We start from the raw sequence: 20,129 nt of genomic DNA on the forward strand, positions 1-20,129 counted from the left end.
GCTAACGCGCGAGCGGGGGTTTGGTGTCAGCCGGCCGACACAAGGGCGCGTGGCAGCCGAAAGTGTGAGCAGTTTTGGCGACCGCGCGTCAAGAAAGCAACTCGGATACGGCTTCGCCGATCGCCAACGAGCTGGTCAGGCCCGGGCTCTCGATGCCGAACAGGGCCACGAGGCCCGGCAGGCCATGCGTGTCGGCGCCGCGCAGCTGGAAGTCGGGCTGGGGCTCGTTCGGACCATGAAGCTTGGGCCGCACCCCGGCGTAGTCGGGGCTGAGGGCGCCGTCGGGCAGGCCCGGCCAGAACTTGCGGATATAGGCGGCGAAGGCGTCGGCCCGGTTCGGATCAACGGAGTAGTCGGGCGCGGGCACATATTCGAGGTCGGGTCCGAACACCGCCTGGCCGCCCATGTCGTTGCGATAGTGGGTGCCCAGCGCACCATGGATCGGCGGCGGATAGACCAGGCGTTGGAACGGCGCCTTGCCCGTCAGCCGGAAATAGACGCCCTTGCCGTAGTGAGCGGCCGGGATCTGGTCGGCCGGAAAGCCCTCGATGCTCGCCGCCACGGCCTGGGACGACAGCCCCGGCGCGGTGACCAGCAGGCGGGTGGTCAGGGTGGTCGGCTCGGCGCCGCCGGCCCGCACGGTGAAGCCGCCGCCCTCCAGCGGGGTCGCGCCCTCGAACGGCGTGGAGAGCACCACCGCCCCGCCGGCGGCCTCGATCTCGCCCTGCAGGGCCAGCATGTAGTCGTGGCTGGCGAAGACGCCGCTTTCCGGCGACAGCAGCGCCGCGTGGGCGTTGAGGCCCGCCTCCAGCGCCCGGGCCTGCGCGCCCGTGAGCCGTTCCATGCCCTCGACGTCGTTGGCCAGGGCCTGGTCCCAGATGGCGTCGAGGCGGGCGATCTCGTCGTCGCTGGTGGCCACCACCAGCTTGCCGCACTTCTTGTAGGCGACCTTGTGGGCGTCGAGGAAGGCGTAGAGCCGCCGCCGTCCCTGCACGCACAGCCGGGCCTTCAGCGAGCCGGTCGGATAGTAGAGCCCGCCGTGGACCACCTCGGAATTGCGCGACGACACGCCCTGCCCGATGTGCCCCTCGGCCTCCAGCACGGCGACGGTCAGCCCGCGCTGGCTCAGGGCGTAACCGCAGGCCAGCCCCACGGCGCCGGCGCCCACCACCACGGCGTCGAAATCGAACTCGGTCATTTGAGGGTCGCTGAATGTTCGATGGAACGGATGATCACCGCGTCGTCCGTGACCTCGTAGAAGATCACATAGGCGCCGTGCGGCAGCCTGCGGAAACGAGGATGACGGGCGACCGCCTGAGCCATGTAGGGCGCAAAGGCGAGCTGCTCGAAACGCTCCATCAGGCTCTCGATAAAGCGGACGCCGGCGCGCGGGCTGTCCTCGGCGATATAGTCGCGAATTCGCGTCAAGTCGCGCCGAGCGCGCGGCGTCAGGACATAGGGAAGGCTCACTCGCCGGAGGCCTTGGCCCGCGCCTTCAGATCCGCCAGCATTTCAGACAGGAATTGGCGGCCATCGACATGCTCGGCCGGATCGACGGCTTCCATTTCCAGTTCGTCGAGCAAGGCTTCGAGCTTGTCCGAACCACCGACGATATCGACCGCTCGGCGATAGTTGAGCTCCGCCAGTTCGGCGGCGACGCCCTCTTCCAGCGAAGCGAACTCGCCCCGCTCGACCCGCGCCAGGAGGTCAGCCGCGTCCTCGGCGCTCAAGGTCACCGTCACCTGGTCTGGATGTCGAACCGGCCTGTTCATGGCGGGAAGCCTAGCACGAACCTCCCGGCCCGCCATGGCTCATGGCGGGCCGGGCGCTCGCCCCTGCACCGTGCGCGGCGGCAAGGCCCGGTAGGAGGGCCTCAGCCCTCCCACTGCCCCCACAGCTTCACCGCCGTCGCCTTGGCCTTTTCGACCGCCGCCTCCTTGACGTGGCCGTAGCCGCGGATCTCGGAGGGAACCTCGGCCAGCTTCAGCGCCAGAGCCTTGCGCTCGGGACGCAGGCCGGCGACCAGGCGGTCGAGCGTGACCTCGTAGTCGGCGATCAGCCCCCGCTCCATCCGGCGCTCCTCGGTCTTGCCGAAGATGTCGAAGGCCCCGCCGCGCAGACCCTTCATGCGGGCGATCATCGGGAAGGCCAGATCCAGCATCCAGCCGCCGAAGGCGATCTTGCGCGGCTTGCCGTCCTTGCCCTTGGGCGCGATCAGCGGCGGCGACAGCCAGACCTTGGCTTTGCCGCCCTTGAAGGTTCCAGCCAGCTCCTTGGCGAAACGGCCGTCGGTGTAGAGGCGCGCGACCTCGTACTCGTCCTTGTAGGCCATCAGCTTGTAAAGATTGGTCGCCGCCGCGCGGGTCAGCGGCAGGTCCGCCCCCTCCCCGACCATGGCGACCTCGGCATGACGCACCTTGGCGATCCGCTCGGCGTAGCGGGCGGCGTAGTGAGCGTCCTGGTAGGCGACCAGGTCCTCGACGCGGCGGGCGATCAGGGCGTCCAGCGGCTCGGTCTGGGGCGTGGGGACGTCGACCGGCTTGTCGCCGGCCGCGGCCGGGTCGAAGGCGATCTGGCGGCCCAGCTCGAAGGCCTGCAGGTTGGCGTCGGCGTCCACCCCGTTCAGCTTGATGGCCCGGTAGAGGGCGCGGCTGGAGAGCGGGATCACCCCGCGCTGCCAGGCGAAGCCGACCATGATCATGTTGGCGTAGATGGCGTCGCCGAAGCGGCTCTCGGCCAGGCGCTGGGCCGGGCAGGCGTCGAAGGCCTTGGTCGCGGCCTTGACCCGCCGGGCCATGGCCCCGCCGTCGAAGCGCACGTCGCGGCTGGTGACGAAGTCGGCGGTGGGGGCGAAGTCGCTGTTGCCGAAGGCCATGGTCCGGTCCTTGGCGTAAAGCGACAGGGCCTCGGGGCTGGCGGCGACCAGCAGGTCGCAGGCGATCAGCACGTCGGCGCTGGCGGCCGGCACACGGCCGCCGACGATGGTGTCCTCCAGTTCGCCGATCTTGACGTGGCTGAACACCGCCCCGCCCTTTTGGGCCAGGCCCGTCATATCCACGACGCTGCCGGCGCGGCCGTCGATGTGGGCGGCCATGGCCAAGATCGAGGCGACGGTGGTCACCCCGGTGCCGCCGACGCCGGTGAAGATGATCCGCCGCACGCCGTGGAATTCCTCGAACGCGGGCAGCGGCGTGGAATCGACCGACAGCGGCGCGGGCTTGACCTTCTCGCCGGCCTTCTCGGCGCCTTCCAGGGTGATGAAGGACGGGCAGAAGCCCTCAAGGCACGAATAGTCCTGATTGCAGCTGGACTGGTTGATCTTGCGCTTGCGGCCGAAGGCGGTGTCGAGCGGTTCGATCGACACGCAGTTGGACTTCACCGAGCAGTCGCCGCAGCCCTCGCAGACCAGCGGGTTGATGAAGACCTTCTGGGTGGCCTTGGCCATGGTCCCGCGCTTGCGGCGACGGCGCTTCTCGGTGGCGCAGGTCTGGTCGTAGAGCAGCACCGTGGTCCCGGGCGTGTCGCGCAGCATCTGCTGCACGCTCATCAGTTCGGCGCGCGGGAAGATCTCGACGCCGGGTGCCAGGTCGGTGACGGCCTCGTAGCGCTTGAGGTCGTCGACGACGATGACGGTCCTGGAGACGCCCTCGCTGGCCAGTTGGCGGGTGATCTGGGCGGGGGTGAAGCCGCTTTCGGCCCGCTGGCCGCCGGTCATGGCCACGGCGTCGTTGAACAGCAGCTTGTAGGTGATGTGCGCCCCGGCCGCGACGGCGGCCCGGATCGCCAGGGAGCCCGAGTGGTTGTAGGTGCCGTCGCCCAGGTTCTGGAAGACGTGCTTCTCGGTGGTGAAGGGCGCCGCGCCCACCCAGGTCAGGCCCTCGCCGCCCATGTGGGTGTTGAGGTCGGTCGAGGGGTCGTTGAAACCGGCCATGTAGTGGCAGCCGATGCCGGCCAGGGCGCGGCTGCCCTCGGGCAGCTTGGTCGAGGTGTTGTGCGGACAGCCCGAGCAGAAGAACGGCTTGCGGGCCTGGTCGGCGGCCAGGCTGACGGCGGCGACGCCGGCGGCCGAGACGCGGTCCAGATAGGCTCGGGCCCGCTCCATGTGCGGCCCCGGCGGCAGACGATCGTAGATCGCCAGCGCGATTTCGGCCACCGACAGCGAGCCCAGCTCCGACAGCAGCGGATGGCCCTTCTCGTCGGTCTTGCCGATGATGCGGGGGCGAGCCTGGGCCGGCAGGTCGTAGAGCGCGGCGCGGGCCTGGGGTTCGATCAGGGCGCGCTTGTGTTCGATGACCATGAGCGTTTCGAGGCCGGCGGCGAAGGCGCGCAGGCCCAGAGGCTCCAGCGGCCAGGGCATGCCCACCTTGTAGACCGAGACGCCGAGGTCGGCGGCTTCCTGCAGGCTCACGCCCATGGCCGAGAAGGCCTCCAGCACGTCCTTGTAGGCCTGACCCTGGCAGACGATGCCCAGGCGGGCCTTGCCCACCCGCACGTGCGAGGCGCCCAGCACCACGCGGTCGATCTGGTTGGCGCGGGCGAAGGCCAGGGCGGCGGGGATCTTGTGGAGGCGTAGACGGCGCTCCTTCTCCATCGGCTGGTCCTTCAGCCGGATGCCCAGGCCGCCGGGCGGCATGGCGAAGTCTGGGATCACCACATGGTGGCGGCCCAGCGACACGTCGATGGTGACGCCGCTGTCCATGGTGTCGGCCAGGGCGATCAGGCCGGTCCAGAGCCCCGAGAAGCGCGACATGGCGATGCCGAGGAGCCCGTAGTCGAGCACCTCCTGCACGTCGGCCGGCGACAGCACGGGGATCTCGAAGTCCTGGAAGGCGAACTCGGACTGCGACGGCAGGGTCGAGCTCTTGCAGGCGTGGTCGTCGCCCGCCACGGCCAGCACGCCGCCGGTCGGGAAGGTCCCCGCGAAATTGGCGTGCTTGAAGACGTCGCCGGTGCGGTCGACGCCGGGCGCCTTGCCGTACCAGAGGCCGAAGACGCCGTCGTGGGTCGCGCCGGGGAACAGGTTGGCCTGCTGGCTGCCCCAGACGGCGGTGGCGGCCAGGTCCTCGTTGAGGCCTTCCTTGAAGACCACGTCATGGGCGGCGAGCAGCTTGTTGATGCGCGCGGCCTGCTGGTCGAGCCCGCCCAGGGGCGAGCCGCGATAGCCCGACATGAAGCCGGCGGTGTTCAGTCCGGCGAGTCGATCCAGGCGCTTTCGATCGAGCAGCACACGGAGCAGCGCCTGCACGCCAGTGATGAAGGCGCGACCATCTTCGAGCACATATTTGTCGTCGAGCGTGACTTCCGAGTGCCGCATGGCAAAATTTTTCCTCCCGGGTCTTTTCGCCCGTCACGCAATATCTTATAGAAGCGCGGAAATTGTTTGCCCAAGGCGTGCCCGACTCGTGTCGGTTTTGCGCAAGATCGACGCGTCAAACACCCTCTGGGGGGAGGAATTCTTGTCCGAACAACTCGACGCCGTGGATGCCAAGATCCTGGATCTCATCCAACACGACGCCGGACTGTCCGTCGCCGAGATCGCCGAGCGAGTCGGGCTGTCTTCCAGCCCGTGCTGGCGACGCATCAAGCGACTGGAAGACGCGGGCGTCATCCAGCGCCGCGTGACGATTCTCGACCGTGAAAAGCTGGGCCTCGGCTTCGAGGTCTACTGCACGGTCAAGCTGTCGCTGCCGACCAAGGAGAACCTCGAGACCTTCGAGCACGCCGTGGCCAAGTGGGCAGAAGTCGTCCAGTGCGCCACCGTGACCGGCGCGGCGGACTACGAGATGCGCATCGTCACCCGCGACATGCACGCCTTCGACGAGTTCCTGCGCGACAAGATCCTGTCGCTGGGCCTGGTGTCGAACATCGAAAGCCGCATCGTCATCCGCGGCGTCAAGAACTCCACGGCCGTGCCGCTCGGCCTGGTCAGCCCCTACGTCAGCCCGCTGGGCTGAGGCTCCCGTTCGGGGGCGGCCTGAGCCGCCCTCGACGAGACCCCTTGCATCCGACGCCGGATGCGTCCTCCATTGGGCACAAGGTCGGGCTACATCGACCGGGAGGACACGCCCCATGGGCCAGCACGTCGAGCCTGCGGCCGGCGCAGAGCGCTATCGGCGCTTCGCCGACTTCTATCCCTTCTATCTCTCCGAACATCAGAGCCGCACCAGCCGCCGCCTGCACGTGGTCGGCACGGGCCTGGTCATCATCAGCCTGGTGATGGGCTTCACGGTCAGTCCGTGGTTCTTCGCGGCCGCGCCGATAGTCGGCTACGGCTTCGCCTGGGTGGGCCACTTCGTGTTCGAGAAGAATCGCCCCGCCACCTTCACCTATCCGCTGTTCAGCCTGATGGGCGATTTCCGGCTGTTCTTCGAGACGGTGGCGGGTCGCCGGCCCTGGTGAAGACCGGCTTGCGGCCCGGATTTCCCTGGAGCTGAAACGGGGCTTTCAGATTGGCGCCTCACTTGCTGCTTAGGTTGGCAAGCGACCCATTTCGAGAAAGCCGCCGCCAGATGTTCCAGAAGAAGAAAGACGCTCCCGCCCCGCTGGCCCTGGAGCCCCTGGCGACCACGCCCGTCGCGCAGCAGCCGCAGGCCGCCGCGCCGGCCGCGCCGCCCCGTCCCAAGCCCGCCTCGCTGATCGCTCAGGGCCTGACCATCCGCGGCGACGTCTCGGGCGACGGCGAACTGCACCTGGACTGCCTGGTGATCGGCGACATCAAGGTCGGCAAGCTGGTCCTGGGCCCCAACGGTCAGGTGGAAGGCTCGATCGCCGCCCAGGCCATCGAGATCCACGGCAAGGTCAAGGGCACGGTCGCCGCCCGCGCCGTTCGCCTCTACGGCACCGCCAAGGTCGAGGGCGACATCGCCCACGAACAGCTGGCCATGGAGACCGGCGCCGACTTCCAAGGCCGCAGCGTCAAGTTCACCCGCCCGGCGCCGCAGCCGGCTCCGACACCTGCCCCGGCTGCCCCGGTCGCGACCACGCCGGCCGCCTACGCGCCCGCCGCCGGCTGAGCGCTGGAAACTGGTCGCGCGATCCGGGTATTGTTCTGGCGGGGCGCTTCAGCGGCGCCCGCCAGTTCGAGTAAGGCCCGCCCATGACTGCGCCGACTGTCCGCCTCGCCCTGATGCTGGCCGCCCTCGCGGCGGCGACCGGCTGTTCGCGCAATGACGACAAGACAGCCGCCCCGGCGGCCGGCGGATCGGCGCCCCCGGCGGAATCGGAAGCCGCTCCCGCCGCCGGCGGCCCGCCCCGCCTGATGCGCCCCGGTCTCTGGAAGACCACCGCCCGCACGCCCGGCGGCGCCGAGCGCACCACTACCCAGTGCGTGGGCGAGGGCCAGGACCCGGCCCTGACCGCGGCCCAGGATACGCCCTGCGGCAAGCCCGAGGTCACCCCGGTCATCGACGGCTTCACGATCGAACTGGCCTGCACCAAGGACAAGATCGCCTACAGCCTGGCCGGCGTGGTCAAGGGCGACTTCCAGACCCGCACCACCAGCAATCTCGAAATGACCGTCCAGGCCTATGGCGTGAAGAAGGTCATGAAGCTGCAGAGCGAGAGCGTCTATGTCGGCCCCTGCGACGTGACCGCCGCTGCGTCGGATCAGGACTCGGTGCGGCCCAAGTAGAGGCAGCCGGTCTCCACTAGAGAAAATGCCTCGCCTCTAAGCAAAAACCATACCCAAAACAGGCGATGTGGCCCCAACGCCACAAGCGCCGAGCTTCGCGCGAAGCCTCTATTTTTTACAGGAACAGCAAGGCTTGTAGGTTCATTGTCATCGCATGGGGGTTCCGTGAGTTCGAGGAGCCGAGATGACGATCAGCGGTCCGCACCTGACCGTAGTGCCGGAAGAAACCGACGGCGCCGAAGTCTATAATCTGACCCGTGGGCCGGAGACGACGGCCCAGCGTCTGCAGCGTCTGCAACAAGAAGCCCGCCTGCTGGCCCGCGAGGAAGTCGAGGCCCTTGAGCGGGACCTGATCGCCCTGGGCGAACGCGCCCTGCAGATCGCCGAAGGCGGCGAAGCCTATGCCGTAGGGCTGCGGGAGATGGCCTCGCGGCTGTCGTCCGACCTGCCCCAGAAGGCCCAGTCCCTGCGCGCCATCCTGGAACGCACCGCGCGCGGCTGACGCCCAACGAAAACGGCCCGGAAGCAAAGCCTCCGGGCCGTCCAATTCTCTCGAGGCGAACCTGCTCCGGCCCTAGAGGCCCGGCAGCTTGATCTTGCCTTGCTTCTCGCGGCTGATGACGATCGCGCCGCCGCCCGTGAGGGCCTTCAGGCGGGCTTCCTCGGCGGCCGCGTCGACGGGAACCGGAGCGGTCGCGCCGGCCTCGGCGGCCGTCACGGCGCCGGCCGTCTTGTCGTCCTTCTTCCAGAACATCACCTTGCTGGCGAAGCTCTCGTCCTTGTGGGCCAGGTCGCCGTTCTCGTCGTCGACGACGAAGCGGATCAGCGGGTCGGCCTTGTCGACGCCGGCCTTGGCGACCAGCAGCTTCTCACCGTCCGAACGGTTGGCGGCCAGGCTCTGGCCCAGCAGCGCCTGACGGGCGGCGCTTTCCGGCTGCAGTTCCTGCGGACGCGGCTCGCCGGGCGCCGGCGGGCGCAGGCTGTAGTCCGGCGGAACCACGAGCGGAGCCTTGGTCACGACGCGGAACTCGTCGGGGACCACCTTGCTCATGCCCAGGGCCTTCGAGGCCGACTGGCAGCCCGCCAGGCCGGTCGCGGCGGCCACGGCCAGCACGCTCAGGGTCGCAACCCGATTGAACTTCATGAAACCCATGCTCCAGCGGCCGCCCCCGGGGCCTAAAAATCGGACGCCCTCGATACGACATCCGAGGGCGGGCGCCAATGTCCTTCGGATTTGTGGCCTTGCTTGGGCGCTGAGCCCCCGTTTGGCCCCTATTCGGTCTGGTGCGACAGCTTCTTTTCTTCACCGATGAAACTGTCCAGCAACAGGAGCGCCACCCCCACCGAGATGCCCGAGTCGGCGACGTTGAACACCCAGGGGAAGTAGAGTCGCGAGACGTCGATGAAGTCGACGACGTAGCCGTAGATCACCCGGTCGATCAGGTTGTTGCCGATCGCCCCGCCGATGATCATGCCCAGGCCCACGGCCGTCAGCGGCCGCAGGACCTTGCGGGCCCAGAACCCCAGGCCGATCACCACCGCGGTCGAGAACACGGTCAGCAGCCAGCGACCCCATTCGGCGTGGTCGCGCAGCAGGCCAAAGCTCATGCCGTAGTTATGGACCATGGTCAGCTGGACCGGACCCAGCAGCGAGGCGCTGGCGCCCTGGGCGTGGCCCAGCAGGCCCAGCACCCAGAGCTTGGAGATCTGGTCGAGCACCACCGTGGCGACGGCGACGGCGTAGGCGGTCCAGCCCAGGCGGGTGATCTTCAAGGTTCGCTCCCGATAAGCCCTCCCCCTCGATGGGGGAGGGTTGGGTGGGGGTGACCGCGGCCTCAGAAGCTGAACCGCCGTATCACCCCCATCCCCGGCCCTTCCCCCATCGAGGGGGAAGGGAGATTATTGACGCGCCGCGTCCCAGAAGGCCACGGCGTCGGCGTCGCGAAGGCTAAGCTCCGGATAGCGGGGGTCGGTTCCCACCTCCGGCAGGATGCGCCACGAACGGGCGCACTTGTTCCCCTCGGCCTTCACCGGATCCACCGACACACCCTTGACCTCGTCGGCCTGGAACGCGCCGCCCTCGCCCGCGACCAGGGTCGCGGCGCTGGTGCGGAACACTTCGGCCGCGTCCAGTCCGTCGAAGGCGGCCAGCAGGTCGGCGTCGGCGATGTGGACGACCGGAGCCGCCTCCAGGGCCGAACCGATGCGCTTTTCGCGGCGCTCGACTTCCAGGGCGCCGGTGACGACGCCGGTGACGGTCTCGACCTTGGCCCAGCGGGCCGCCTCGGCCTGGTTTTCCCACGCCGCCGGGGTCTCCGGCACAACGCGCAGGGCCACCGGGCCGGCTTCGGGGAAGCGGGTGACCCAGGCCTCTTCCATCGTGAAGCTGGCCAGCGGGGCCAGCCAGATGGTCAGGCGGTCGAAGACGTAGTCCAGCACGGTGCGATAGGCCCGGCGGCGCAGGGCGCTCGGGGCGTCGCAGTAGAGGCTGTCCTTGCGGATGTCGAAGAAGATCGCCGACAGGTCGCTCTGGCAGAACTCGACCAGCGGCCGGATCACGTCGGAGAAGCGATAGCTCTCGTAGGCGGCCTTCACCTGGCCATCCAGTTCCCACAGGCGGTGCAGGATGAACTTCTCCAGCGGCGGGAACTCATTGTAGTCGGTGACCCGCTCGGCCTCGTCGAAGCCGGCCAGGGCGCCCAGCAGGTAGCGCATGGTGTTGCGCAGCTTGCGATAGGCGTCGGTGGTGGTGGCCAGGATCGTCTTGCCGATCCGCTGGTCTTCCGAATAGTCGACCATGGCCGCCCACAGGCGCAGGATCTCGGCCCCGGACTCCTTGGTGATGCTCTGCGGCTCCACCGTGTTGCCCTTGGACTTGCTCATCTTCTCGCCGTTCTCGTCCATGGTGAAGCCATGGGTCAGGACGGCCTTGTAAGGCGCGCGGCCGCGCGAACCGCAGCCTTCGAGGAGCGAGGACTGGAACCAGCCGCGGTGCTGGTCGGAGCCTTCCAGATAGAGGTCGGCCGGCCAGGCGCTGTCGTCACGGCCTTCGATGGTGAAGGCGTGGGTGCAGCCGCTGTCGAACCAGACGTCGAGGATGTCGCCGACCTTCTCGTACTGGGCCGGGTCGTGATTGCCCAGGAAGTCGGCGTCGGGACGGGTGAACCAGGCGTCGGCCCCGCCTTCCTTCACGGCCGCCAGGATGCGGGCGTTGACGTCGGCGTCGACCAGCGGGTGGCCGGTGTGCTTGTCGACGAACATCGCCAGGGGCGTGCCCCAGTTGCGCTGGCGGCTGATCAGCCAGTCGGGACGGGTCTCGACCATGGCCCCGATGCGGTTGCGGCCGGCGTCGGGGTGGAAGGCGGTGTCGGCGATGGCCTGGACGGCCGTCTCGCGCAGGGTCTTGCCGCCCAGCGCCTCGACCTCGTGGTCCATACGGATGAACCACTGCGGGGTGTTGCGGAAGATCACCGGGGCCTTGGAGCGCCAGCTGTGCGGATAGCTGTGCTCGACGCGGCCGCGGGCCAGGAGGTTTCCGGCCTCGATCAGCTTGTCCATGACCGCGCCGTTGGCCGGACCGAACTTGCCGATCTTCTTGCCCTCGGTCTCCAGCACCTTGAGGCCGGCGAACAGGGCCACCGACGGGTAGTAGGCGCCGTCCGGATCGACGGTGTCGGGGATCTCGCGATGACCGTGGGCCAGCCAGACCTGGTAGTCGTCGGCGCCGTGGCCCGGCGCGGTGTGGACGAAGCCCGTACCGGCCTCGTCGGTGACGTGGTCGCCGGCCAGCAGCGGCACGGCGAAGCCGTAGTGGCTGTCCAGATCGGCCAGCGGGTGGGCCAGGACCATGCCTTCACAGTCGACGCTCTCGACCTTCTCGAAGGCGGCGACCTTGGCGGCCTTGAAGACCTCGCCGGCCAGCTTCTCGGCCACGATCAGGCGATCGCCGACCTGGGACCAGGGGGCGAATTCGAGACCCTCCTCCAGCGCCTTCACCTCGAAGACGGCGTAGGGGATGTCGGGGTTGTAGGAGACCGCGCGGTTGGCCGGGATCGTCCAGGGCGTGGTCGTCCAGATCACCAGCTTGGCGCCGACGGCGGCGTCCGAGCCCTCGACGACCGGGAACTTCACCCAGATCGTGGGCGAGACGTGGTCGTGATACTCGATCTCGGCCTCGGCCAGGGCCGTGCGCTCGACCGGGCTCCACATCACGGGCTTGGAGCCGCGATAGAGCTGGCCGCTCGAGGCGAAGCGGTGGAATTCCTCGACGATCTTGGCTTCCGAGGTGAAGTCCATGGTGGCGTAGCGGTTCCACCAGTCGCCCAGCACGCCCAGGCGCTGGAACTCGACCTTCTGGGCCTCGATCCAGCCGGCGGCGTAGGCGCGGCACTCGCGGCGGAACTCTTCGGCCGGGACCTCGTCCTTGCGGCGGCCCTTGGCGCGGAACTGCTCCTCGATCTTCCACTCGATCGGCAGGCCGTGGCAGTCCCAGCCCGGCACGTAGTCGACGTCGTAGCCCAGGGCGAAGCGCGAGCGGACGACGAAGTCCTTGAGGATCTTGTTCAGCGCGTGGCCGATGTGGATCGCGCCGTTGGCGTAGGGCGGGCCGTCGTGCAGCACGAACAGCGGCGCGCCGTCGGCCTGGCGCTTGGCGCGCACCGCGCCGTAGAGGCCCTTGTCGGAGAGGGCCGCCCAGCCCTCCAGGATCTCGGGCTCCTTCTTGGGCAGGCCGGCGCGCATCGGGAACGGCGTGTCGGGAAGGAAAACGGTTTCGCGGTAGTCGCGGGCGGGCGCGGCGTCGTCGGCCATGGGAAGGCTATCCAGCTCTGGAATGTCGGAAGAAGGCGGGTGGAACCCGGCGCGCGCTGGAGGTCTCGTCCGGCGGCGTCACGCCGGGCGGATAATTCGCGCGATCTTCCGAACGGAACTCATGAGGCGACGGGATAGCAGAGCGGGCGGCGAGCGCAAAGGGGAGCCTGACACGGAAACGGCCGCTCCAGTCGCCTGGAACGGCCGTCTCGTCGTTCGATCGAGGAAGATCAGCCCAGCTTGGCCAGGTCTTCTTCGCTGATGTCGGCGCTGGAATAGACGTTCTGGACGTCGTCGTCCTCGTCCAGGCCGTCGAGCAGCTTCATCAGGGAGGCGACGGTGTCGCCGGTGACCTCGTTCAGCAGCTTGGGCTTCCAGACGATCTTGGTCGAGGAGGCCTCGCCGAACTTGGCTTCCAGGGCGGCCGAGACCTCGTTGAGGTCTTCAAAGGCGGTGTAGACGGTGTGGCCGCCGTCTTCGCCCATGTCGCTCTCGACGTCCTGGGCGCCGGCCTCGATGGCGGCTTCCATCATGTCGTCTTCGCTGGCCTTCGAGGCCGGATACTCGATCTGGCCCAGGCGGTCGAAGTTGAAGGTCACCGAACCCGTGGCGCCCAGATTGCCGCCGTGCTTGGAGAACAGCGAGCGGACGTTGCTGGCCGCGCGGTTCTTGTTATCGGTCAGCACCTCGACGATGACGCCGACGCCGCCCGGACCCATGCCCTCGTAGCGGATCTCGGCGTAGTCGGCCGCGTCGCCCATCTGCGACTTCTTGATGGCGCGCTCGATGACGTCCTTGGGCAGGCTTTCGGCCTTGGCGTTGTTCACGGCCAGGCGCAGGCGCGGGTTCATGGCCGGGTCGGGCAGACCGGTCTTGGCCGCCACGGTGATTTCACGCGACAGCTTGGAGAACAGCTTGGAGCGCGCGGCGTCGGCGCGGCCCTTGCGGTGCATGATGTTCTTGAATTTCGAGTGGCCGGCCATTCGGAGGCTCTTCTCTAGATGTGTGACATGAATGGGTTGGCGGCGCTTCTACCGCCTCAAGCCGCGTCTTGTCACCCCGGGGATGGAACTGACGGCCGCGCTCGACGGTTGAGGTTTCGCCGAGTTCCTTGATCGGGGGCGCGTCGGGCGCCGGCTCGGCCGGAGTATGCTTCATGCGCAAACTGATGCTCGCCGCCATCGGCGCGGCCCTGCTGGCGGCCGCGCCCGCCGCCATCGCCCAATCGCCTCAATCGTCGCCCCAGTCGCACCCGCCCGGCCACGGCGGCCAGGGTCCGGGCAATGGTCCCGGGCACGGAAACGGCCCGGGGCCTGGTCCGAGCAAGCCGACGCCCTCGCCCGGCCCCAATCGTCCGGGCGGTCCGGATTACGGCCACTGGGACAACCACTGGGGCGTCCGCCCGCCGGCCCCGCCGTCGCACTGGAAGAAGCACAACGGCTGGTACCGCCACGTGCGCGCCTGCCAGCAGCGCTATCGCAGCTACAATCCGCGCACCGACACCTACCGCGTGCGGCCGGGCGTCTATCGCCGGTGCGTGCTGTAGCCTGAGAACGGCGCGGAGCCCGCCGGCTCCGCGCCTCTTGGCTTCACGCCACCTTCAGTTCCACCACCACGTTGCCGCGGGTCGCCTTGGAATACGGGCAGACCTGGTGGGCCTTGTGCAGCAGGTCCTCGGCGACCGCGCGATCGACGTCCGGCGCGTTCAGCGTCAGGCGCACGCCGATGTGGAAGCTGACGTCGTCCTTGATCAAGTCGACCTCGCTGTCGAGGCTGTGTTCGCCCAGGACGACGCTCTGGCCGCGCGCGACCAAGCCGAGCGCGCCGAGGAAACAGGCCGCGTAGCCGGCCGCGAACAGCTGCTCGGGATTGGTGCCTTCGCCGTTGCCGCCCAGCGACTTGGGATAGCCCAACTGCACGTCCAGATGACCGTCGTCGGTCTTGGCGGTTCCCTGGCGCCCGCCCACGGCGTGGGCCTTGGCGGTGTAGACGGTGGTGTCGGTCATGAGGGCTCCTCTGGCTGGCCTCGGATCGAGCTTGAGCCCCGGATCATGACGGATGCAAGCGGGAGTGGATTGTCGGAAGCCGCCGCGTGGACAGGGCGAGCGCTGCAATGATAAGGCGAGCCCGCATTCATCTGGGGCGAAGAATGAACACCTTCACGCGTATCCTCGGCGCCGCGTTTCTGGCCGCCGCGGCCCTCGCCGGACCAGCCGGCGCCCACGCCCAGCCGGCCGCCGCGCCGGCCAGCCCCGCCAAACCGGTCGCCGCCACGCCCGAGCAGATCGCTCAAGGCCGCCGCCTGATGCGGGCGATGAACCTCGAGGCGGGCGTCACCCGGACGCTGGACATGCTGATCGGCCAGACCCGCGAGCAGACCATCAGCCAGGTCAAGGACCTGCCGGTCGAGAAGCAGCGCCCCGTGATGGACGCCTTCGCCAGCGCCGTCGAAGCGCCCCGCACCCGCCTGACGCAAGGCGTCCTCGACGACCTAGCGGCCTACTACGCCACCCAGCTGTCGACAGCCGAGATCGGCGACCTCAGCACCTTCTACGAAACCCCGCTGGGCCAGAAGGCGGTGCTGACGCCCGACGCGATGACGCCGGAGGAGAACGAGCAACTGGGCGCCTACGCCCTGGAGCACCCGCAGTTCATGCGCGTCCTCCAGCTGGCGCCGGGCACCATGGAGACGACCCGGTCCTCGCTGCAGCGCCGCGGCCCGGTCTTCCGCGCCGCCTTCACCAAGAACTACTGCGCCAACCTGGGCAAGATCGGCATGACCAACACGTCATGCCCCAAGCCCGCAGCGAAGAAGAAGTAGAGCCGATGCGGACAGCGACTCACCTTGGCGGCGCCGTGCTGGCGATCATTCTGTCGACCGCCAGCGCCCTGGCGGACACGCCGCGACCGGGCCAACCGGCTTCGCCCCAGCAGGAGCGGCTGGACGCCGCTCGCCGGCTCGCCGAGGCTCGTCGCAAGACCTCGCCAGGCTCCTCCGACTGGCTGGCGGAAGAGCTCATAAACACCTACGAGCAGACTTGGGTCACAGACAAGACCGCGCCGGCGGACCAGCACGCCCGCCAGAAGCAAATCCTGGCCACGCTCACGGCCCAACCGCGCCAGCAGTTGCGCGAGACCGCCCAATCCACGCGCATCAAGGCCTATCTCGAGGCCGGCGACGCTGAACAGTTGGACCAGATCAGGATCTTCTTCGCCTCGCCGCTTGGTCTAAAGCTGGACAACCACGAGCGGCTTACCGCCGAGGAGAGCCGAGCGATCAACACCCAGCTGAAGCCGCTCGAGGCCCCCTTGATGCTGGTCATGATGGCGGAGATGCAGGGCTCGAACGCGGCGCTCACGGCGCAGAAAACCATTCGCCCGGCGCTCGGCAAGGCCTTCTGCGCGCAGGTGGCGGCCGAGAACCTCAGCAACACCACCTGCGCCGAAGGCAAGTTCTAGACCGCCGGCACCGACTGTTTCAGCCGGCCGCCGACGCGGATCGGCTCGACCCGCACCGCCAGACCGGTGCGGTCGTCGGTCTCGACGAACACGCCGCAGACCGTGGCTGGGCCGCTGGCGGGCTGGTAGCGGCCGCCGCTGATCTTGGTGGTGAAGCGCCGCAAGGGCTCTTCCTTCTGGTTGCCGATGACGCTGTCGTAGTCGGCGCAGGCGCCGGCGTCGGTCTGGTAGGCCGTGCCGCCGGGCAGGATCTGGCAGTCGGCGGTCGGCACGTGGGTGTGGGTGCCCACCACCAGGCTGGCGCGGCTGTCGCAATAGTGGCCCATGGCCATCTTCTCGGACGTCGCCTCGCAGTGCATGTCGACGATCACGGCGTCGGCGACCTGGCCCAGCGGGGCCTTGTCGAGCTCGCGGTCGGCGGCGGCGAAGGGGTCGTCCATGGCGTCCATGTGCACCCGGCCCAGCAGGTTGACGACGAACACCGTCTTTCCCGAATCCGTCTGGAACAGGTGGCTGCCCCGGCCCGGAGCGTCGGACAGGATCGGGTAGTTGGCCGGACGGATCAGGCGCGGTTCGCGCACGATGTAGGTCAGGGCCTCGCGCTGGTCCCAGCTGTGGTTGCCCAGGGTCAGGCAGTCGGCCCCGGCGTCGAACAGCTCACGAGCGGTGTTCTCGGTGATGCCGAAGCCGGCGGCGGCGTTCTCGGCGTTGATGATGACGAACTCGAGGCCCAGTTGGCGACGGAGGCCCGGCAGGTGGTCGGCCAGGCCGTCGCGGCCCGACTTGCCGACGACGTCGCCGAAGAAAGCAAAACGCATGATCGATCAGTCCTTTCGGACCTCGATATACTCGTTTTCGGTCAGAATGGCGTCCAATCGTTGATCGTGCCGTTCGTCGGGCAGATTGCGGGTTTCCTGGCCGTGATAGGCGAGGCCCAGGACGAAGACGTCCTTGCGCTGGCGCAGGGCTTCCAGGGCCCGGTCGTAATAGCCGCCCCCCTGGCCCAGACGGCGGCCTTCGCGGTCGTAGCCGAGCAGCGGCGCGACCACGAGATCGGGCTGGACCACCGGATTTTCGGCGACGGGCGCGACCAGGCCGATGGCGTCGCGGGCCAGGGGCTCGCCCGGCGTCCAGGCGCGAAACACCATGCGGCCGCCCTTGCCGTGCGGATCGGCGCCCTCGACGCTGGGCAGGGCCAGGCTCCAGCCCTGCTCGGCGAGCCAGTCGGCCAGGGCGCGGGCGGAAACCTCGGAGCCCAGGCCATGATAGACGGCGGCGACCTTGCCCTGCGGCCGCGGAAAGCGCGCCGACAGCGCCTCGCGGCCGGCGTCGACCAGCATCCAGTCGGCTTCGGGGTGCTCGAGAGCCAGCTGTTTGCGGCGATTGCGCACGAAGACGCGCAGGGCGGACTTGGCGGCGGCGGGGTCGGCGATGGTCATCGCGACCTTCTAGCCCGCAAAGAGGCGTGAAGGGAAAGCCCCAGAGGAAGGGAAAGGGTGGCGGCGCCGCGAAGAACCGTGAAGACGTTTCAATCCACTCGAACCTGTTAGTTACAGGTGGGCCCCGTGTTCCCGCAGCCACGGCCACGGGAGGGAACAGGTCCCGATAGAGAGATTAAGGTCCCTGGGAATAGAAATCTTCGACGAGAGCCGCAGCACGACCCGCCACCGAACAAGATAGGGGTTCGGAGGCTCCGGCGATAGGCCTCTATTCCGAAATCGATGTCGCAGGCGCCCGAGCGCCGGCTTCGGCTTGCCGGCGGAAGTGATTCAGCACCCGCTGCTTGTTGGCGTGCACGGCCCATTGCGCCATCGGCGTCCAGTAGGTTGCCGGCGCCAGATCCAGGTCGTGGTGGGTGGCCAGGGTCAGGCGGCTGCGCCCGCCCGGCAGCGGCGTGATGGAGAAGCGCGCGTCCCGGGTGCGGAAATAGCCGTTCATGTGCGGCGCGTTCACATGGTCGTACGGGCTGAGCTCCTTCAGCGAGGGCGGGTCGCTGAGGACGATGAAGTCCAGCCGCTTCTCCGGCTCCCAGGCGGTGACGCGTTCGTAGGCCACGCCGGTCGAGAAGACGCCGCGACGGATCGCGCCGACGCCCTGGCCCTGGATCTCTCCCCGCATCGGATAGGCCAGCCCCCAGCGGAAGGGGGCGGCCGGCGCGCCGGGGATCGGCCCCATGTGGACCACGGAATCCCAGACGGCGGCTGGCGGCGCGGCGACCTCCACCGACTCCACGCTCTCGAAATCGGCGCGCGGCGGGGCCAGGGCCTCACCCGCCAGCAGCAGCGGCAGGACCGCGACGCTGGCGAGGGTCGTTCCCCGCCCCCGCCGCCCCAGCCCCGCAAGGGCCCGGCCGATCATCGCCCCGGCCAGGCCCATCGCCACGATCAGCGGTGTGGCCATCACCAGGCAGATCACGCCTTCGAACGCGAAGCCGACCAGCGCCAGGCCGCCCATCAGGAAAGCGAACACGGCCAGGCTGAACGTCCACCCCAGCGTCACCCGCTCGGGACGATTGGCGATGTAGCCGATGACGAGAGCGATCAGGAACGGCGAGCCCACGAACAGGGCGTACCCGTAGACGCCCAGGACCAGGGCCGAAAAAGCGACCACCAGCACGATCAGGCCCACGCCCGCCAACAGGCCGAAGGCTGCCGTGCGAACGGCCAGGCGGTCGACGACCGCGACCTCGCCCTGACGTTCCGGCCGGCCGGGCGCCACGGTCAGCCAGGCGATCACCAGCACCTGCAACAGGGGCGTGAGGGCCAGCAGCGCGATCCAGGCCGATCCCCTCACGTCGCGGGCGCGCCGGAACGCCAGCATGACCAGCAGGATGTCCGCAACCAGCGTCACGACCAGGCCGAGGGGCAGCGCCGCGGCGCCCAGGCTTTGCCGCTGCATCGCCGCGTCCATCACCAGGGCGCGGCCCGGATTGATCCAGATCCACCAGGGTGGAACGCCCGGCTCGCGCGCCCACCACACGATGGCCAACAGGACCAGATGCTGGGCCAGCAACACGGCGAGCGATGCGAGCAGGTAGCGCGCCCGCGCGCCGGCGCCCCCGAAGGCGGATGAAGTCATTCTATGCTTCCCTCAAGTACGCGAAGGCCAAGTCGGAAAGCCACGACGCACAATATAAATAGCTAATTGCTTAAATACTTATCGTCAAGCGAGGCGTCTGCGGAGAGACCGTGGGACGGCCGCAGAGCGATCACCAGCAAGGATTGGATTTGTGAGGATGCCCGCCGCGCCGGAGCCCGAGCGTGGCGGGCGACGAGACGAGCGGCCCCTCCCCGCCTCGTCGGCGGAGCGAAGGGCGAGCGCCCTACTCCGCCGCCAGCTTCTCGATGCGTTCGGCGGCGGCGTCGATGGCCTTGATGGCGCGGATTTCGACGCGGGTCTGTTCGTTCTGCAGGCGGGCCAGTTCCGACTGGTTGTGGGCCAGGCGCAGCTTCAGGTCCGACAGTTCGTCGGCCAGCAGCAGGGCGCCCATCAGGAACAGGCGCGTCTCGCCCAGCTGCCCGACCTCCTGGCTGACCTGGCGGACCTGGCGGTCGAACAGGCGCGCGATCTCGAGGAGGTGAGCCTCCTGGCCGTCTTCGCAGCCGACGGTGTAGGGCCGGCCGTTCACGTGGATGGTCAATTGCGCCATGGGCTCAGGCCTTCGCGGGCGGGTCGGGGTCGAAGGGCGGATCGTCCTCGTCGAACGGCGGCTCCAGATCGTCCTCGAGATCGTCGGGAGCCCCCTCCTCGTCGTCGTGGACGCCTTCGCCGATCAGGCTTTCGTCGCCCAGGGCGGCGCGGATCTCGGCGATGGCGCGGCCCAGGGCCTCGCTGGCCTGCTCGCCGGCCTGTTCCAGGGCGCGCTCGCGCACGCGAGCGGCTTCCAGGTCGGCGGCCAGCTGGGCGGCCTGCTCGACCACCGCGGCGTCGGCCGGCGCCGGCGGCGCCTCGAACAGGTCGCCCGAGGTCGGCTGGGCGGCAAGACGCGCATGCTCGGCCCGCTCGGCGGCGATTTTCTGCTCCAGGTTCGCGACGGCGCGTTCGAGCCGGCGCGCGGCCAGGTCGAGGGCGCTTCCTTCGCCCGGGGTCATCGGCAAGTTCCCATCATGCGGCGCAACATATAGATCGCCGCCGACTTCGCCAGCGGGCGTGACCACAATTGGGCGATGTTACCGGCGTCACAACAATAGCTAATCTGTTGTGAGCGTTCCTGGGCTTGACTTCGGCTCTC

Annotated in this window: 23 protein-coding genes and 1 other RNA gene; 8 read left to right on the plus strand and 16 right to left on the minus strand. The window is 68.7% G+C overall.

From position 1 onward, the window contains the following. Positions 1–88: 88 nt before the first annotated feature. The 4 genes from AC1RRS_RS00715 to AC1RRS_RS00730 all read right to left on the minus strand — a co-directional run bounded on the left by AC1RRS_RS00715 (position 89) and on the right by AC1RRS_RS00730 (position 5,314). Positions 89–1,198, minus strand: coding sequence for an NAD(P)/FAD-dependent oxidoreductase (locus AC1RRS_RS00715; RefSeq protein ID WP_492853526.1), 1,110 nt, complete (start codon positions 1,196–1,198; stop codon positions 89–91). Further along, positions 1,195–1,470, minus strand: a complete 276-nt coding sequence (locus tag AC1RRS_RS00720) for a type II toxin-antitoxin system RelE/ParE family toxin (RefSeq protein WP_492853527.1) — start codon at positions 1,468–1,470, stop codon at positions 1,195–1,197. The genes AC1RRS_RS00715 and AC1RRS_RS00720 overlap by 4 nt, the downstream gene beginning before the upstream one ends. Continuing rightward, the gene (locus AC1RRS_RS00725; protein ID WP_492853528.1) at positions 1,467–1,772 is read right to left on the minus strand and encodes a hypothetical protein; all 306 of its coding nucleotides are present in this window, start codon (positions 1,770–1,772) and stop codon (positions 1,467–1,469) included. The genes AC1RRS_RS00720 and AC1RRS_RS00725 overlap by 4 nt, the downstream gene beginning before the upstream one ends. Before the next feature lie 101 nt (positions 1,773–1,873). Continuing rightward, the gene (locus AC1RRS_RS00730; RefSeq protein ID WP_492853529.1) at positions 1,874–5,314 is read right to left on the minus strand and encodes an indolepyruvate ferredoxin oxidoreductase family protein; all 3,441 of its coding nucleotides are present in this window, start codon (positions 5,312–5,314) and stop codon (positions 1,874–1,876) included. 142 nt (positions 5,315–5,456) lie between these two features. Between AC1RRS_RS00730 and AC1RRS_RS00735 the strand changes: the two genes are divergently transcribed. The 5 genes from AC1RRS_RS00735 to AC1RRS_RS00755 all read left to right on the plus strand — a co-directional run bounded on the left by AC1RRS_RS00735 (position 5,457) and on the right by AC1RRS_RS00755 (position 8,132). Further along, complete coding sequence (locus tag AC1RRS_RS00735) at positions 5,457–5,954, plus strand: Lrp/AsnC family transcriptional regulator (RefSeq protein ID WP_058348122.1); 498 nt, start codon at positions 5,457–5,459, stop codon at positions 5,952–5,954. 115 nt (positions 5,955–6,069) lie between these two features. Beyond that, complete coding sequence (locus AC1RRS_RS00740) at positions 6,070–6,399, plus strand: Mpo1-like protein (RefSeq protein ID WP_487288567.1); 330 nt, start codon at positions 6,070–6,072, stop codon at positions 6,397–6,399. 110 nt (positions 6,400–6,509) lie between these two features. Then, positions 6,510–7,013: a bactofilin family protein gene (locus AC1RRS_RS00745; protein WP_492853530.1), complete on the plus strand. Its 504-nt coding sequence runs from the start codon at positions 6,510–6,512 to the stop codon at positions 7,011–7,013. Between the two features lie 83 nt (positions 7,014–7,096). Further along, a complete protein-coding gene (locus tag AC1RRS_RS00750; RefSeq protein ID WP_492853532.1) occupies positions 7,097–7,630 on the plus strand; it encodes a DUF3617 domain-containing protein in 534 nt (177 codons plus the stop codon). 184 nt (positions 7,631–7,814) lie between these two features. After that, positions 7,815–8,132 carry a hypothetical protein gene (locus AC1RRS_RS00755; RefSeq protein ID WP_370444013.1) on the plus strand — a complete coding sequence of 106 codons (318 nt, stop codon included), beginning with the start codon at positions 7,815–7,817 and terminating at the stop codon, positions 8,130–8,132. Positions 8,133–8,204: 72 nt separating this feature from the next. Here the strand turns inward: AC1RRS_RS00755 and AC1RRS_RS00760 are convergent, their stop codons facing one another. The 5 genes from AC1RRS_RS00760 to AC1RRS_RS00780 form a co-directional block, all read right to left on the minus strand. Further along, positions 8,205–8,774, minus strand: a complete 570-nt coding sequence (locus tag AC1RRS_RS00760) for a DUF3035 domain-containing protein (RefSeq protein ID WP_110119524.1) — start codon at positions 8,772–8,774, stop codon at positions 8,205–8,207. Positions 8,775–8,902: 128 nt separating this feature from the next. Continuing rightward, the gene (gene lspA / locus AC1RRS_RS00765; protein ID WP_110119525.1) at positions 8,903–9,403 is read right to left on the minus strand and encodes a signal peptidase II; all 501 of its coding nucleotides are present in this window, start codon (positions 9,401–9,403) and stop codon (positions 8,903–8,905) included. A 126-nt stretch (positions 9,404–9,529) separates the two neighbouring features. Further along, the gene (gene ileS, locus AC1RRS_RS00770; protein ID WP_492853533.1) at positions 9,530–12,439 is read right to left on the minus strand and encodes an isoleucine--tRNA ligase; all 2,910 of its coding nucleotides are present in this window, start codon (positions 12,437–12,439) and stop codon (positions 9,530–9,532) included. Positions 12,440–12,517: 78 nt separating this feature from the next. Further along, on the minus strand, positions 12,518–12,562 hold the full coding sequence (locus AC1RRS_RS00775) for a hypothetical protein (protein ID WP_199228414.1): 45 nt from the start codon (positions 12,560–12,562) through the stop codon (positions 12,518–12,520). A gap of 107 nt (positions 12,563–12,669) precedes the next feature. Further along, positions 12,670–13,422: a YebC/PmpR family DNA-binding transcriptional regulator gene (locus AC1RRS_RS00780; protein WP_487288561.1), complete on the minus strand. Its 753-nt coding sequence runs from the start codon at positions 13,420–13,422 to the stop codon at positions 12,670–12,672. A 173-nt stretch (positions 13,423–13,595) separates the two neighbouring features. Between AC1RRS_RS00780 and AC1RRS_RS00785 the strand changes: the two genes are divergently transcribed. Further along, complete coding sequence (locus tag AC1RRS_RS00785) at positions 13,596–13,985, plus strand: BA14K family protein (RefSeq protein ID WP_199228413.1); 390 nt, start codon at positions 13,596–13,598, stop codon at positions 13,983–13,985. A gap of 43 nt (positions 13,986–14,028) precedes the next feature. Here AC1RRS_RS00785 and AC1RRS_RS00790 read toward each other — a convergent pair whose 3' ends face one another. Then, a complete protein-coding gene (locus AC1RRS_RS00790; RefSeq protein ID WP_492853534.1) occupies positions 14,029–14,445 on the minus strand; it encodes an organic hydroperoxide resistance protein in 417 nt (138 codons plus the stop codon). A 143-nt stretch (positions 14,446–14,588) separates the two neighbouring features. Here AC1RRS_RS00790 and AC1RRS_RS00795 point away from each other — a divergent pair, with 143 nt between their 5' ends. Both AC1RRS_RS00795 and AC1RRS_RS00800 read left to right on the plus strand, forming a co-directional pair. Continuing rightward, entirely contained in the window at positions 14,589–15,260 is a 672-nt protein-coding gene (locus AC1RRS_RS00795; protein WP_492853535.1) for a DUF2059 domain-containing protein, read from the plus strand. Continuing rightward, positions 15,230–15,898: a hypothetical protein gene (locus AC1RRS_RS00800; RefSeq protein WP_492853536.1), complete on the plus strand. Its 669-nt coding sequence runs from the start codon at positions 15,230–15,232 to the stop codon at positions 15,896–15,898. The genes AC1RRS_RS00795 and AC1RRS_RS00800 overlap by 31 nt, the downstream gene beginning before the upstream one ends. Here AC1RRS_RS00800 and AC1RRS_RS00805 read toward each other — a convergent pair. The 6 genes from AC1RRS_RS00805 to AC1RRS_RS00830 all read right to left on the minus strand — a co-directional run bounded on the left by AC1RRS_RS00805 (position 15,895) and on the right by AC1RRS_RS00830 (position 19,989). Then, on the minus strand, positions 15,895–16,716 hold the full coding sequence (locus AC1RRS_RS00805) for a TIGR00282 family metallophosphoesterase (RefSeq protein ID WP_110119532.1): 822 nt from the start codon (positions 16,714–16,716) through the stop codon (positions 15,895–15,897). The two genes, AC1RRS_RS00800 and AC1RRS_RS00805, sit on opposite strands and share 4 nt — an antisense overlap. 6 nt (positions 16,717–16,722) lie before the next feature. Continuing rightward, positions 16,723–17,337: a 5-formyltetrahydrofolate cyclo-ligase gene (locus AC1RRS_RS00810; protein ID WP_492853537.1), complete on the minus strand. Its 615-nt coding sequence runs from the start codon at positions 17,335–17,337 to the stop codon at positions 16,723–16,725. A 59-nt stretch (positions 17,338–17,396) separates the two neighbouring features. Next, positions 17,397–17,559, minus strand: a non-coding RNA gene (gene ssrS / locus AC1RRS_RS00815) — 6S RNA. 46 nt (positions 17,560–17,605) lie between these two features. Beyond that, positions 17,606–18,976: a DUF805 domain-containing protein gene (locus AC1RRS_RS00820; protein ID WP_492853538.1), complete on the minus strand. Its 1,371-nt coding sequence runs from the start codon at positions 18,974–18,976 to the stop codon at positions 17,606–17,608. A gap of 244 nt (positions 18,977–19,220) precedes the next feature. Next, positions 19,221–19,547, minus strand: a complete 327-nt coding sequence (locus AC1RRS_RS00825) for a cell division protein ZapA (protein WP_492853539.1) — start codon at positions 19,545–19,547, stop codon at positions 19,221–19,223. A 4-nt stretch (positions 19,548–19,551) separates the two neighbouring features. Next, positions 19,552–19,989, minus strand: a complete 438-nt coding sequence (locus AC1RRS_RS00830) for a hypothetical protein (RefSeq protein WP_487288555.1) — start codon at positions 19,987–19,989, stop codon at positions 19,552–19,554. Positions 19,990–20,129: the final 140 nt, after the last annotated feature.

The organism is Caulobacter sp. GW821-FHT12A07 (genome assembly GCF_058807655.1).